This is a genomic window from Colwellia sp. MB3u-45, from assembly GCF_014077005.1.
Classification (GTDB): domain Bacteria; phylum Pseudomonadota; class Gammaproteobacteria; order Enterobacterales; family Alteromonadaceae; genus Cognaticolwellia.
This window is the reverse complement of the sequence record NZ_JACGVC010000042.1, coordinates 1-14377: the sequence shown is the minus strand read 5'-3', so window position 1 is coordinate 14377 and position 14377 is coordinate 1. Positions and strand designations below refer to the sequence as shown.

At 39.6% G+C, this 14377-nt stretch carries 13 protein-coding genes and 2 rRNA genes; 5 read left to right on the top strand and 10 right to left on the bottom strand.

Going from position 1 to position 14377, the window contains the following annotated elements; all coding sequences use genetic code 11:
- Positions 1-28 precede the first annotated feature (28 nt).
- The 3 genes from H4J41_RS04405 to H4J41_RS04395 all read right to left on the bottom strand — a co-directional run bounded on the left by H4J41_RS04405 (position 29) and on the right by H4J41_RS04395 (position 2461).
- Positions 29-910: an SDR family NAD(P)-dependent oxidoreductase gene (locus H4J41_RS04405; protein ID WP_182137471.1), complete on the bottom strand. Its 882-nt coding sequence runs from the start codon at positions 908-910 to the stop codon at positions 29-31.
- Between the two features lie 50 nt (positions 911-960).
- On the bottom strand, positions 961-1443 hold the full coding sequence (locus H4J41_RS04400) for a nuclear transport factor 2 family protein (RefSeq protein WP_182137472.1): 483 nt from the start codon (positions 1441-1443) through the stop codon (positions 961-963).
- 121 nt (positions 1444-1564) lie between these two features.
- Complete coding sequence (locus H4J41_RS04395) at positions 1565-2461, bottom strand: bifunctional GNAT family N-acetyltransferase/hotdog fold thioesterase (RefSeq protein ID WP_182137473.1); 897 nt, start codon at positions 2459-2461, stop codon at positions 1565-1567.
- 58 nt (positions 2462-2519) lie between these two features.
- Between H4J41_RS04395 and H4J41_RS04390 the strand changes: the two genes are divergently transcribed.
- Positions 2520-3290 (top strand): spermidine synthase, encoded by a 771-nt coding sequence (locus tag H4J41_RS04390; RefSeq protein ID WP_182137474.1) that lies wholly within the window; start codon positions 2520-2522, stop codon positions 3288-3290.
- Between the two features lie 26 nt (positions 3291-3316).
- Here H4J41_RS04390 and dtd read toward each other — a convergent pair whose 3' ends face one another.
- The 4 genes from dtd to typA all read right to left on the bottom strand — a co-directional run bounded on the left by dtd (position 3317) and on the right by typA (position 7674).
- Positions 3317-3754 (bottom strand): D-aminoacyl-tRNA deacylase, encoded by a 438-nt coding sequence (gene dtd, locus H4J41_RS04385; RefSeq protein ID WP_182137475.1) that lies wholly within the window; start codon positions 3752-3754, stop codon positions 3317-3319.
- Positions 3755-4729: a prolyl aminopeptidase gene (pip, locus tag H4J41_RS04380; RefSeq protein WP_182137476.1), complete on the bottom strand. Its 975-nt coding sequence runs from the start codon at positions 4727-4729 to the stop codon at positions 3755-3757.
- A 40-nt stretch (positions 4730-4769) separates the two neighbouring features.
- Positions 4770-5648, bottom strand: a complete 879-nt coding sequence (locus H4J41_RS04375; RefSeq protein WP_182137477.1) for a virulence factor BrkB family protein — start codon at positions 5646-5648, stop codon at positions 4770-4772.
- 208 nt (positions 5649-5856) lie between these two features.
- Positions 5857-7674, bottom strand: a complete 1818-nt coding sequence (gene typA, locus H4J41_RS04370) for a translational GTPase TypA (RefSeq protein WP_182137478.1) — start codon at positions 7672-7674, stop codon at positions 5857-5859.
- A gap of 345 nt (positions 7675-8019) precedes the next feature.
- Here typA and glnA point away from each other — a divergent pair, with 345 nt between their 5' ends.
- From glnA to glnG, 4 genes are all read left to right on the top strand, one after another.
- Positions 8020-9426: a glutamate--ammonia ligase gene (glnA, locus tag H4J41_RS04365; RefSeq protein ID WP_182137479.1), complete on the top strand. Its 1407-nt coding sequence runs from the start codon at positions 8020-8022 to the stop codon at positions 9424-9426.
- 112 nt (positions 9427-9538) lie between these two features.
- On the top strand, positions 9539-10066 hold the full coding sequence (locus H4J41_RS04360) for a DUF4124 domain-containing protein (RefSeq protein WP_220460958.1): 528 nt from the start codon (positions 9539-9541) through the stop codon (positions 10064-10066).
- A gap of 76 nt (positions 10067-10142) precedes the next feature.
- A complete protein-coding gene (gene glnL / locus H4J41_RS04355) occupies positions 10143-11228 on the top strand; it encodes a nitrogen regulation protein NR(II) (protein WP_182137480.1) in 1086 nt (361 codons plus the stop codon).
- Positions 11228-12634, top strand: coding sequence for a nitrogen regulation protein NR(I) (gene glnG / locus H4J41_RS04350; protein ID WP_182137481.1), 1407 nt, complete (start codon positions 11228-11230; stop codon positions 12632-12634). Before glnL ends, glnG begins: the two co-directional genes overlap by 1 nt.
- 148 nt (positions 12635-12782) lie before the next feature.
- Here the strand turns inward: glnG and epmA are convergent, their stop codons facing one another.
- The 3 genes from epmA to rrf (H4J41_RS04335) form a co-directional block, all read right to left on the bottom strand.
- Complete coding sequence (epmA, locus tag H4J41_RS04345) at positions 12783-13760, bottom strand: elongation factor P--(R)-beta-lysine ligase (RefSeq protein ID WP_182137482.1); 978 nt, start codon at positions 13758-13760, stop codon at positions 12783-12785.
- 278 nt (positions 13761-14038) lie between these two features.
- Positions 14039-14153 (bottom strand): 5S ribosomal RNA (gene rrf, locus H4J41_RS04340).
- Between the two features lie 97 nt (positions 14154-14250).
- Positions 14251-14365: ribosomal RNA gene (rrf, locus tag H4J41_RS04335) — 5S ribosomal RNA — on the bottom strand.
- Positions 14366-14377: the final 12 nt, after the last annotated feature.

Below are 14377 nucleotides of genomic sequence, written 5' to 3'. Positions count from 1 at the left end.
TACACCTTAATTTTTTCAAAATCACAGATTAAGCGCTCTCTAAGTCGATGGGATCAGTCTTTTTTAACCAAGATAATAAGTCGTCATGGCGATAGTGATAAGCCAATTCATCACGCAATGCGGTACCAATAATTTTTTTACCTGGGCTCTGCTCTTGCTCGAGGGCAAATTGTGGTATCGGTAAATTTAAGGCTTGCGCGGCTAGCTGATAATAACCTTGGCGATCACTATCGGTATTACTGACCACATTATAAATGCTTTGTTTACTATCATTACTGTCAAGATGAATAAGGCGGTCAAGAATATTCACGACATCGGTTTGGTGAACCAGGTTCACTGTCGCACTCGCATTTTCAAAAACACGTTTTGCTTGTAAAAATTTACCCGGATGTCGATCAGGCCCAACCAATCCCGCTAACCTTAAAATATGCACCCGTTTAGAGAAGCTTTTAACCGCTTGCTCTGCTGCCAGTAAGCTAGCAACTTTTTCAGCATTCATATTTAACTGGCTGGCTTCATCGACTTTACCCACCAAACCATTATAGATGGCTGTCGAATTCAGTAAAATAATATGTTGAGTGTTACCAAACTCAGCCAGGTGCACTAGCTGTTGAATTTTCAACGGATAATCTACCCGACCTTTTTTCAACTGGGGTGGTATGGCAATAATCAGCACATCTTGTTGAAATAATCTGGGGTCAACACCGGCAATCTTATCTAGCTGCTTACAGCTCATCACATCATCAACAAGCGGTAAAATAAGCTGAGTGGCGGGAATATTAAGCGCCTTAAGTTTGTCATGGCTTTGCGCTGATTGGTAGCTGGCAATAAGCTTAGTATGGCTGGCAAGTAAACGTTGCGCTAACGCCTGCCCTAACCAACCACAGCCGATAATACTAACACTGGTCATTCAAATTTCTCCATAAAATTACACCACTAACCGTGATGATTAAGCTGACTTTATTTTTTAATAGTAGTGGCTCGATAACCCTTAATAGACGCGACCACCTGCAGAGCAATAGCATTTGGCACCGGAATAGATAAATTGTATTGTAATATTTTCCATCCATTTTCAGTATTAATTAACAAACCACTTCCACGACACATGCCATAACTTTTATTTTCCAGCAACTCATCAAAAAAGAAAATATCACCCGCTTTAGTTGGCATTATATGACGTTTAACTGGCTGATATAACCAACCTTTACCTTGACTAAAATAAGGTTTTACAAAAGCTGAAAATTCGCTTTTATTCCAACGTTCAGCACTGTCTGTACCCAGAAAAATAGCATCTTCTGCCAATAAGCCAAGATATTTTTCCTCGTTAGCTTCGCCTGCCGCTTGATGAAAACTATCTAATACCGCATCAAGCTCGCTGTTTACCGGCACAGTTGCCGTGGCAAGGAAGCTGCAAAATATAAACCCTATAAAAATTTTATACATATTGCTCTACTTTTAGTTTGAATTTTTCGCTCAATAATGACTCAACAACAACAACTCAACAATAACTCAGAAATGGTGTTATGCGAGCAAGGTTAATACCTTGAGTACCACTGCCAACAGGTTATTGTCGTTTTGCCATAGCAACATAAGCCCCGGTAAAAAGTGCGACAACCTTATCACCACAACACACTTCAACTTCGATATTAAAGCGAGCATTTTTTCCCTTTAATAACGGCTCTAGGCTACCTGTGACTCGGTTTAACGAGGTTTGGGCATAGGCGACACCTAGCAGCGGCGCACTATAGCGAATATTTCCTTCTGCTAATACAATGTCAGCTTGCTGTGCTTGTGCTTGCAGAGCCATATACACCCAAGCCCAACCGGTCAGGGTTGCCAACGTATAAATGCTGCCTGCAAACATAGTATTATGAAGATTTTTATTAAAGTTTGGCTCACAATTAGTGCGCAGTTTTTGTTGATCAAAATAGCAAATATGAATATTCATGGCTTTACTAAGCGGAATAGTTTGATGCCAAAGTTGCTGTAAGTTGTCGGCAAGTTCAGCTAAATGATTATCAGGTTTTGCTATGCTCTTAATCATTTTGTTGTGCTTTACGTCACCAAAAAGCGTATGTGAATATCCTTCATCGCTATAACCAAGTCGCTGATAAAAACTAATCGCATTAACGCGCGCATTTAACGCTATGGTTTTCACCCCAGCTTCTGCTGCGATCCGTTCCAACTCACTGATCAGTAACTTCCCTAGCCCTTGGCCACGGACAGGGTCACTGATCGCCATATAGCGAATTTGTGCTTGCGCTTGACTAGCATTGTGTAATCGCCCAACGCCAACAATGTTATCCATATCGTCAACGATGACCCGATGGTATGATTGCGCCTCAAGCTCATCTTTTTCGCTACCCATGGGTTGTTGCGATGGCTGGCGGAGCGCTTGCCAGCGTAGTTGATAATATTGTGCTAGTTCAGCTTGATTTTTTGGCGCTCTACATTTGTACATCGTCTATTATTCATCTTACGGCAAGTGAAATATATTTATTTCAGGAATTTAACAACACGTGAAACTTAACCAACATGTTAACCAAGGTCAACTAGTGTACCTCAGTAACACCACAGACCAAATAACCATTAGTGAAAATGCACATTATCGCTGGTTAGCATTTGACGACGTTATTCAAAGTGTTATGCATTTACGGTGTCCCGAAAAACTGACCTTACCTCATCACTACGCGGCTTTGATGCCTTTATTGTTTTTTCAACCCAATCAGGTGGTAGAGTTGGGTCTTGGTGGCGGAAATTTGAGTCGATTCTTAAGTGCGCTACAGCCCAATATCCAAGTCACGAGTATCGAACTGTCTCAAGCGGTGATCGAGTGCTTTCAACATTATTTTAACCCGCTACAACAGCAGATAGTGATTGAAAATAGCGAAGCCTTAGCTTGGCTGCAACAAAGTCAATGTCCAGCAAAGTCATCCGCTGATTGGTTAATTTGTGACGTTTATCAACACCATGCTAATAGTTTTCAAAGTCGAGTTGCGCTGTTAACCGCACTGATAGATAACTTACAAGATGATGCTTGTTTAACACTGAATTTACCTGATCTTGACGATCAAGAAATTAACTTATGCTTGACCATTTTAAGGCAACTACAAAGTTCGCATCATATTATCTACTTTCATATTCCACGCTATCTCAATGTGATTATTCATTTGTTGCCAAAGCATTGGATGCTAGATAACCTAAAAAAGCGTTCAAAAATATCCTATCTACCCGCAACACAATACCTTAGATGGCGAAAGTTTTTTAGTCATCATATGCGCGCTAACTAGTAAATATTATTGCTATTAATTTTGTATTAACCTTGTAGATTGATGGTTACCGGACCGTCATTTAATAAGCGCACCTGCATGTCAGCACCAAAAACCCCGGTCGGAGTTCTAAAGCCAAGCTCGCGCAATTGCTGACAAAAATATTGATAAAGCGCGGCACTCAATCTTGGCGGTGCTGCACGGGTAAAACTCGGTCGCATTCCCTTTGTGGTATTCGCCGCTAAGGTAAACTGTGAAACGACTAATATTTCACCACCGACTTGCTGAACATTTAGATTCATTTTACCCTCATCATCAGCAAAAATTCGGTAACCGGCAACACGTTCAGCTAAGCGCTTAGCCTTTGCTTGGGTATCTGCAGGTTCAATCGCTAAAAACACCAATAAACCCTGCTCGATTTCCCCAACAATATTATGATCCACGGTGACACTTGCTTCGGATACTCTTTGCATCAAGGCTATCATTTAATCACGCTCTCTGCGTTCGGCAATAAAATTAGCCATAGTGTCTGTTGCTTTGCAAAAGCCATCAATCGTTTGAGATTCAAAACCGCTATGCCCTGCTTTGGGTAATATTTGTAATTGTGCATTGGGCCATTTTTTCACCAACTGATCCGCGTTACGCAATTGGCAAACCATGTCATAGCGACCATGTAAGATAATCGCCGGTATCGCTTTAATTTTTTCAATCGACGCTAAAATCAGGCCCTCCTCAATAAAGCATTTATTGACAAAATAATGGCTCGATATGTTCGCCATACATAAGGCTTGATGTGAATCTTCTATGTGATGGATATCAATAGGGTGATGCTCAATGGTTGACAACCTAAGCTCCCATAAGCACCAAGCTTTACTGGCGGCAATAGCGGCAATTTCATTGCTTCCCGTCAGCACATCATAATAGCCTTGAACAATATTATCAGCTTTAACGTCAATAAGTTGCTCAGTAAATTCTCGGTAATATTCAGGAAAAAATCCGGCGGCGCCATCTTGACCATACAACCAGTCGTATTCAGATGTTGTGCCAAGGAAAACGCCTCTTAAAATAAAACCTAACACGGTTTCAGGATATTGAATGCCATAAAGCAATGCCAAGGTGGTGCCCCATGAACCTCCAGCCACTAACCAATGTGAAATACTTAAATGTTGACGGATTAGCTTAAGATCAGCAACTAAATGCGCGGGGGTATTATGGCGAACACTGGGCGATGGTGTAGAACGTCCACAACCGCGTTGATCGAATAAAATAATACGGTATTTGTCGGGATCAAAGTATCGGCGATGATCTTTACTTGTTCCGCCGCCAGGGCCACCATGTAGATATACCACGGCAATACCATTGGGGTTACCTGACTGCTCAAGGTAGAGTTGATGTCCATCTCCAACGTCAAGCCATTGTTGTTGATAAACCGTAATATTGGGGAAAAGCACTCTAGACATATACCGCTCCTTATAGATAATCTATTCAGTCTACTTATATTTAATCAGCAGCTTGCTGAGATGATTTTGCCTTTTTTTCGCTGTCATAATCTTCTAATGACACGGTAAATAATGCCCCTACAAGCACCACCAACCAGCTCAAGTATACCCATAAAAATAGAATAGGAATACTTGATAACGCACCATATATAGCCTCATAAGAAGGAAGTTGTGTCACATAAATTGCAAAAGATTTTTTTGCTATCTCAAATAAAACCGCGGCTAAGGTCGCCCCCGCAAGCGCAAATCTAGCAGGAACAACCTTATTGGGCACCACCATATATAAAATAAAAAAAGCGGCTATTGAAGCGACTAACGGCAGAGCCTGAACAGCAATATTGCTTAGCCCTAATAAATCATAATCCCCTATCGATACCAACGACAGAATATAGGAGGTCATGACCAAACTACTCCCCACCAAAACTGGACCTAAGCTTAATACCATCCAATACATTGAAAATGATGTGATAATTCGACGTTTTTCATTGACTCGCCATAATTTATTTAAACATTGATCAATCGCTGAAATCAGTAACATGGCAAAAATAAATAGCGCAGTAATGGCTATAGCAGACATTTTAGAGGCATTGCTGACAAAGCCAGTAATGTGCTCTTGCACAACATCACCAGAAGCTGGGACAAAGTTCTGATAGATAAAATTTTCTATCAATTCTCTTATTTCAGAAAAAATAGGGAAAGCGGTCATCACCGATAACATCACCACCATCAAAGGCACCAAAGACATCAAGGTAACATAAGATAAATAGCCGGCAGTGACATGAATACGTTCTTTTTGAAAATTGTTAAAAAACAATAACAAAAAGCCAAGTATTGATTTGACGTAACGATGCTGCTTTATTTCTTCTATTCTCGGGTGCATATAAATTACTAGTTAGAGCCATTACATTTATTTTAAGGCAATGACTAAAATAACGGTAGTCATAATCTCAATAATTTTACCTTAGAGCTAAAGTCATCAAGATTATCTATGAAACTATTTAGGGGTATTCGAGGCGGTTTTAAAAAATTGAAAAAAAAAGCCACCTAAATTGCTTTAGGTGACTTTATATAAAGATTAGCTTACCAGGTTATTTTGGTCCACGACCTTCACGCTTACGATCATTCTCTTTCAAAAATTTCTTACGAATTCGAATGTTTAGTGGTGTTACTTCTACCAACTCATCGTTATCAATAAATTCAAGCGCTTGCTCAAGTGACATAACGATAGGCGGCGTTAACGTTTGTGCTTCATCAGTACCTGATGAACGAACGTTAGTTAACTGCTTACCTTTAAGCGCGTTTACGGTTAAGTCGTTGTCACGGCTATGAATACCAATAACTTGACCTTCATAAATATCAACACCGTGTCCGATCAACATGCGACCACGAGATTGTAAGTTGAAGATAGCGTTAGTTAAGGCTTTACCCGTAGCGTTACCGATCATTACACCATTTTTACGTTGGCCAATATCGCCACCCTTGTGAGGTCCGTATTCAAAAAATGTATGATAAATTAAGCCAGAGCCTGAAGTTAAGGTCATAAATTCAGTTTGGAAACCAATCAAACCACGGCTTGGCATGATGAAGTCCATACGAATACGGCCGGTTCCATCAGGTGCCATATCAGTTAATTCAGCTTTACGAACACCCATTCTTTCCATGATAGGTCCTTGATGTTGCTCTTCAACATCAATAGTTACGTTCTCGTAAGGTTCTTGTATTTCACCATCAATTTCACGAATAATAACTTCAGGACGTGATACTGCTAATTCAAAACCTTCACGACGCATATTTTCAATTAAAATACCTAGGTGAAGTTCACCACGGCCCGACACTTTAAATTTATCAGCATCAGGTAGTTCTTCAACACGTAAAGCAACGTTATGAACAAGCTCTTTTTCTAAGCGATCTTTGATGTTACGTGAAGTAACATATTTACCTTCTTTACCACAAAATGGTGAGGTATTTACTTGGAACGTCATATTGATAGTAGGTTCATCAACAGATAACGCTGGTAAACCTTCAACTGCTGTTGGACAACAAACAGTATCAGATATTTTTAATTCGCCTAAGCCAGTAAGTGCAATAATGTCACCAGCAAAACCTTCTTCGATATCTAGTCTTTCTAAGCCTAAGTAACCAAACACTTTGCCTACTTTAGCGTTATGAACCTTGCCAGTCGCTAATTTAATAGTCACTTGTTGATTCGGCTTAACTGAACCACGTGTAACACGGCCAACGCCAATTACACCTAAGTAAGAGCTGTAATCAAGTTGAGAAATTTGCATTTGGAACGGAGCTTCAGGATCCGCGATTGGTGCTGGCACTTCTTTAAGAATAGTATCAAATAAAGGAGTCATGTCGGTGCCAGTTGCGCCTTCTTCAAGCGTAGCCCAACCATTGATTGCTGAAGCGTAAACAACTTTAAAGTCAAGTTGTTCGTCAGTTGCACCAAGGTTATCAAATAATTCAAAAACTTGATCCATAACCCAATCAGGGCGAGAACCAGGCTTATCAACTTTGTTAATAACAAGAATTGGCTTTAAACCTTGAGCAAACGCTTTTTTCGTAACGAAACGCGTTTGTGGCATAGGGCCTTCTTGTGCATCAACTATCAGTAAAACTGAATCTACCATTGACATTACACGTTCAACTTCACCACCAAAATCAGCATGGCCAGGAGTATCTACGATGTTTACACGGTAGCCATTCCAGTTAATAGCCGTGTTTTTAGCTAAGATTGTGATACCACGTTCTTTTTCGATATCATTTGAGTCCATTGTACGTTCTTCTAGACCGCCTCGGGCGTCTAGCGTACCTGACTGTTCTAATAATTTATCAACTAAAGTGGTTTTTCCGTGGTCAACGTGAGCAATAATTGCTACATTTCTTAATTTATCTAACACAGGCGTTACTCGCTGTTACTTTCGTTTATTGCTACTTTAAGCAAATTAACGAATAGGGCTACAATTGGGCGCATATTATACAGTACAAGTCTCAGCAAATACACCGCAATAGAAAAATATAACCAACAAAATATTATTCAGTTGTTATACTGCCGATGATCAGATCAGAGTATACGCACCAAAATACAGCAAACAACGCACTGCAATGGTGCAGATTAAATTAATAAAAAACATAAAAATCATATATTTCAATGACTTTAGCTTTGGCACAGTATTCGCTTAAGCACAAGTAATAGAGAATTAAGTTTTTGAGCATTTAAGCACTAACTACACTGGAGACATTCAATGTCAAACGCAGTTTTAGATCTAATTAAAGAACATGACGTCAAATTTGTTGATTTACGCTTTACTGATAGCAAGGGTAAAGAGCAACACATTTCAATTCCTCATCATCAAGTAACAGAAGATTTTTTTGAAGACGGAAAAATGTTTGATGGATCTTCAATTCAAGGTTGGAAAGGTATTAACGAATCAGACATGGTGATGATGCCTATTGCTGAATCTGCAGTACTTGACCCTTTTACTGAAGCAGTTACCTTGAATGTTCGTTGTGACATCCTTGAACCTACAACAATGCAAGGCTATAGCCGTGATCCCCGTTCAGTGGCAAAACGCGCTGAAGATTACATGCGTAGTACCGGCATTGCAGATAACGTTTTAATTGGTCCAGAGCCAGAGTTTTTTGTTTTTGATGATGTTCGTTTCCACACAGACATGAGTGGTTCATTTTATAAAATAGATGATAAAGAAGCGTCTTGGAATTCGGGTACAGAATACGAAGAAGGCAATATGGGACATCGTCCTGGTGTAAAAGGCGGTTATTTTCCTACATCACCAGTAGATTCATCACAAGATCTTCGTTCAGCCATGTGTTTAGTGATGGAAGAAATGGGCTTAGTGGTTGAAGCGCATCACCATGAAGTAGCGACTGCAGGTCAAAACGAAATCGCTTGTCGCTTTAATACTATGGTATTAAAAGCCGATGAAGTGCAAATATATAAATATGTTGTTCACAACGTTGCACACGCTTACGGTAAAACAGCAACTTTCATGCCTAAGCCATTAGTAGGTGATAACGGTTCAGGTATGCATGTTCATCAATCTCTTGCTAAAGACGGTGTTAACTTATTTGCTGGTGATAAATACGGCGGATTATCTGAAATGGCACTTTACTATGTTGGTGGTATCATCAAGCATGCTAAAGCACTAAATGCTTTTACTAACGCCTCTACTAACTCATACAAGCGCCTTGTACCTGGTTTTGAAGCACCTGTAATGCTAGCTTACTCAGCACGTAACCGTTCTGCATCTATTCGCATTCCAATTGTACCATCACCAAAAGCCATGCGAATCGAAGTGCGTTTCCCTGATCCAACAATGAACCCTTACTTAGGCTTCTCAGCTATGTTGATGGCTGGTCTTGATGGTATTAAAAACAAAATTCACCCTGGCGATGCCATGGATAAAGATCTATATGACTTACCTGCAGAAGAAGCAGCAGAAATTCCACAAGTAGCCACTTCGTTAACTGAAGCATTAGATGCCTTAGAAAATGACATGGACTTCTTAACTGAAGGTGGTGTTATGGATAAAGACATGATCGACGCCTACATAGGTATCAAACGTGGCGAAGTAGAATTATTGAACTTAACAACTCACCCAGTTGAATTTGATATGTACTACAGCGTATAACGTTACAAATAGATAGATAAGTAAAAAGCTCACTTCGGTGAGCTTTTTTTGTGGTAAATTTGATATTATTTGGATAGATTAAGCTTGAACATTTTTAAAAAGGATATTATTTTTGATTCATACTGCACGTTTTTTCATTTTTATTCTCTTACTAACGCAGGCTTTTACTGTATTTGCAGGCTCTGCTCAAGTTTATGTCTGGCGCAGCGAGCAAGGGGTACTGGTTTTTTCTGATAGCCCTAAACCCGGTGCAGTGGAATTAGATGTCAAAGAACCTAACACCATAAAATCCTCAATCGACACTTCAATTTTAGATATAAAACCCAAAGCCATAGATAACAATTATCAAGTAGAGATCATCCAACCCGAGGACAAAGCTACCATTAGAGATAATACGGGTTCAGCTTATGTTTCAGGCCGAATCAAGCCCATCTTCAAGCGTGGTCTTACTATACAATTATACTTAGATGACAAGCCCTATAAAAAACCACAAACACACTCAATGTTTGTCCTTCGAAATATTGATCGTGGTGAACATCAAATAAAAATGGCCTTACTTAATGATAAAGGCAAGGTTATTGCAACGTCTTCTCCAGTAACGTTTTATATGCACAGAATATCGGTTAACAAGGCAAACTAACCGGATTTCAGTGCATATTGCACCAACTTTATTTACACTCGTTACTTAACGCACCATTTTAGTGCAAGGAAAAGTGATGTTTAATAACGTGATCAATTTAAACAAAATAAAAAAACACTATCAACAAGCATTACCTAATCAAATGGTAACAGCTGTTGCTGTGTTAGACCGTGAACTCGCTATTTGCTATGTCAATCCTGCTGCCGAAGCATTGCTAGTTAAAAGCTTAAGTAAAATATACCGACTTCCCATTGACCAAGTTTTTTATAATACCCCTATTAATAATAATCGTTTACAACAACTACTGACGACAGGACAAGAGTTTAGTGATAGCGATGTAACGATTGAGTTTTTTGATCAGCGACAAATCACCGTTGAAATTACTGCCTCTGCAGTTACCTTTGAACAATGCCCACACATTTTGCTCGAGTTCAAGCAAATTGATCAACAAAAACAGATCAGTTCAGAAGCATTTCAACAACAACAATGGGAGTCTGCACGCGATCTTATCCGTGGTCTTGCCCATGAAATTAAAAACCCCCTTGGTGGCCTGCGCGGCGCGGCACAATTATTGGATTTAGAACTTAACCTCGAACAAAAAGAATACACCGCGATGATCATAGAACAAGCCGATCGATTAACCAATTTAGTTGATCGTTTGTTAGGGCCTAACAACCGGCCTCTAATGAAATTGCAAAATATTCATATCGTGATTGAAAAAGTCTTTCAACTGTCAAAATTTGATAACCCCAAAGATATTACTTTAGCCCGTGACTATGATCCATCCATACCTGAATTAACCTTTGATCAAGACAAGCTCCAACAAACCGTTATCAATATTGTCCATAACGCCATGCAAGCATTAAATGGTCAAGGTAAAATCACCTTAAAAACTCGTGCAGCAAGCAATAAAACTATTAATGGCAAGCGTATTAAACTTTGTGCAGAAATAAGCATAATTGATAATGGCCCCGGTATACCTGAGCATATTCGCAGTACATTATTTTATCCTATGGTTTCAGGTAGTGCCTCGAGTACCGGCTTAGGACTTTCCATTTGCCAAACTATTATCCATCAACATCACGGAAAATTATCCTGTAAAAGTCGTCCTGGGCATACAGAGTTTACTATTTTAATACCTTTTGAAAGTGAGAAAAACTAATGATCACCGAACAAGTATGGATCGTCGATGATGATAGCTCAATCAGATGGGTGCTAGAAAAAGCCCTGTCGAACGCTAACATAAGCGTAGGTACGTTTCATAATCCAGAAGATCTGTTAATTGCTTTAGAACATCACCAACCCGAGGTGATTATTTCTGATATTCGTATGCCTAACATTGATGGCATGACGCTATTAGGTAAAATTAATGACCAGTTTGCCCACATTCCTGTCATCATAATGACCGCTCACTCAGATCTAGACAGTGCAGTAAATGCCTATCAAGGAGGAGCATTCGAATATTTACCAAAGCCTTTTGATATTGCTGACGCCGTTACCCTGGCCAAAAGAGCTTTAACCCATGCTCGAGAATTAAAGTCGACAAAACAACTTAATATCCCCTCTGTTGACGCGGTTGGCATAATAGGCGCAGCACCGTCTATGCAAGAAGTATTTAGGACGATTGGCCGACTATCTCGTTCAAGTATCAGTGTACTGATCAATGGCGAGTCCGGTACGGGTAAAGAGCTAGTGGCACACGCATTACATATGCACAGTCCACGTTCATCAGCACCTTTTATACCACTCAACATGGCTGCAATACCGAAAGACTTAATAGAATCAGAGCTATTCGGTCACGAAAAAGGCGCTTTTACTGGCGCAAGTGCCGTCAGACATGGCCGTTTCGAACAAGCGCACCAAGGTACACTTTTCCTAGATGAGATTGGTGATATGCCACTCGATATTCAAACAAGGCTACTTAGAGTACTATCAGACGGTCAATTTTATCGAGTCGGTGGTCATTCTCCGATAAAAGTTGATGTAAGAATCATTGCCGCGACGCATCAAAACTTAGAAGAACGGGTTAGTAGTAGTGACTTTCGTGAAGATTTATTTCATCGACTCAATGTCATCAGGATCCAAATACCTAGCCTGCGCGAAAGAAAGGAAGATATTAATCAATTAGCACAACACTTTTTAAAACAGGCGGCAAAAGAATTAGCTGTTGAAATTAAAACATTACATAAAAGTACCCTAGATTATTTAGAGCAATGCGAATGGCCAGGCAATGTTCGACAATTAGAAAATATATGTCGGTTTCTCACGGTTATGGCCAGTGGTAAAGAAATTTTAATGTCAGATTTACCAAGTGAACTTACTGTAAAACCACTCAGTGTGAAAAATTCACATGATAGCTGGCAAGATAATTTAAAAACTTGGCTCGACAAAGAGCTATCATCAGGTAAGAGTAATATTATCGAACAAGTCCTACCTGAGTTTGAAAAGATATTGCTAGAAAGTGCCTTAAAATACACCCAAGGCCATAAACAAGAAGCGGCCAAACGCTTAGGATGGGGTAGGAACACTTTAACAAGAAAATTAAAAGAATTAAATCTGCCTGATTAGCTAATTAATCGGGTAACACGATAATGTAAATTGAAAGAGTCGACATAAATCATAGCCAGTTTACCAACTGGCTTATATGCTGCTTTAGACAAAATCGCTCGGTAATTAGACCGACACAATCCCTTGGTAATCACACTAATACAGTAAGTTAAGCATTTTCTATCGAAAAGGTAATAACTTGATCAATTTTGCTCGCTGATAAAGCAAGCATAATCAGTCTATCAATACCAAGAGCAACACCTGCACAAGATGGCAGACCATGCTCAAGTGCTGAAATAAAATTTTCGTCAATCCTATGCTTAGCTTTACCTAATTGTGCACGAATTTCATTATCCTGCCCAAAGCGTAATTTCTGTTGCTCAACATCAGTTAACTCATGAAAGCCATTCGCAAGCTCAATACCTTTAAAGTAACACTCAAAGCGTTCTGCAACACGCAGATCATGTGAACTAATCTTAGCTAACGATGCTTGACTTGCTGGGAAATTATAAACAAAGCAAGGCGCATCTTTACCTATATTAGGCTCTATTAACTCAGCCATGACAAATTGCAGTAAAGTATCAAGTGAGTCTTCTTTTTCTAGCCAATCACTCAACTTACCACGACCGGCAATAAGAGCAAGTAATTGCTCTTTGTTGGTCATTAGAGGATCAATATCAACTTCTCGAATAAAAAGTGCTTGATAGCTAATACGTTCAGCTTGGTCACAACCTAAGATTAACTCTATTAACGCGGCAACTTCATCCATCAATTGGAAATGATCAAAATCAATTCGATACCATTCCAACATAGTAAATTCAGGATTATGATAACGACCCTGCTCTTCATGGCGGAACGCTTTGCAAATTTGATAACAACAACCATAGCCACTGGCTAAAAGGCGCTTCATCGCAAACTCTGGCGAAGTTTGGGCAAATAAATTTATTGACTCATCGCAATGGTTATCTTGTGAGTAATTATAGTGTGTTACGAAGGCATCTAAATGCACATCGGTCACGGTTGCATGAGTAAGTATCGGGGTTTCAACCTCAATCACATTTCGTGCTAAGAAAAATGCCCGTATTTGACCTAAAACCTGTGCTCGTTGCTTGGCATGAGGCCAATTCATACTCGGTTGCCATGACATTAATACAGTTACCTGTAAGCTTATAATTTAAAAGAGCCATACTTTAAACGAAATAAATACAGACAGCAAAAAATACAGCACGTTGAAATTGAGCTACTTTAATTGCGATCTGATAAACAGGTAAATAAATTTACGATTAACTTTCGAATATAAATGTAGTCGAATAGTAATCGATTAGCGCTAAGTCGCTATATTCATTTCAGATTGGCTTTATTATAATATTTAAATAGCAGACAGCAAAAAGCCCGACTCTTTCGAATCGGGCTTCTCTAATAGGAGTCTGATAATGTCCTACTCTCACATGGGAACTCCCACACTACCATCGGCGCTAACACGTTTCACTTCTGAGTTCGGAATGGGATCAGGTGGGGCCATGTCGCTATTGTCATCAGACAAAAAACTTTATGAGTTAATTAACTTAAAAATTAGCTAATTCATAAGGTTTAGACAAAAAACCCGTAGCGTCAGCTACGGGTCTCTCTAAATAGAAGTCTAGCAATGTCCTACTCTCACATGGGAACTCCCACACTACCATCGGCGCTAACACGTTTCACTTCTGAGTTCGGAATGGGATCAGGTGGGGCCATGTCGCTATTGTCGCTAGACAAAAAGGGTAC

Excerpts from the sequence above, each read along its gene's own strand:
- glnL (WP_182137480.1), top strand. The coding sequence starts at position 10,143 with ATGTTTAATAACGTGATCAATTTAAACAAAATAAAAAAACACTATCAA.
- pip (WP_182137476.1), bottom strand. The coding sequence starts at position 4,729 with ATGTCTAGAGTGCTTTTCCCCAATATTACGGTTTATCAACAACAATGG.
- H4J41_RS04395 (WP_182137473.1), bottom strand. The coding sequence starts at position 2,461 with ATGTACAAATGTAGAGCGCCAAAAAATCAAGCTGAACTAGCACAATAT.
- H4J41_RS04405 (WP_182137471.1), bottom strand. The coding sequence starts at position 910 with ATGACCAGTGTTAGTATTATCGGCTGTGGTTGGTTAGGGCAGGCGTTA.
- dtd (WP_182137475.1), bottom strand. The coding sequence starts at position 3,754 with ATGATAGCCTTGATGCAAAGAGTATCCGAAGCAAGTGTCACCGTGGAT.
- glnA (WP_182137479.1), top strand. The coding sequence starts at position 8,020 with ATGTCAAACGCAGTTTTAGATCTAATTAAAGAACATGACGTCAAATTT.
- H4J41_RS04400 (WP_182137472.1), bottom strand. The coding sequence starts at position 1,443 with ATGTATAAAATTTTTATAGGGTTTATATTTTGCAGCTTCCTTGCCACG.
- glnG (WP_182137481.1), top strand. The coding sequence starts at position 11,228 with ATGATCACCGAACAAGTATGGATCGTCGATGATGATAGCTCAATCAGA.
- H4J41_RS04375 (WP_182137477.1), bottom strand. The coding sequence starts at position 5,648 with ATGCACCCGAGAATAGAAGAAATAAAGCAGCATCGTTACGTCAAATCA.
- epmA (WP_182137482.1), bottom strand. The coding sequence starts at position 13,760 with ATGTCATGGCAACCGAGTATGAATTGGCCTCATGCCAAGCAACGAGCA.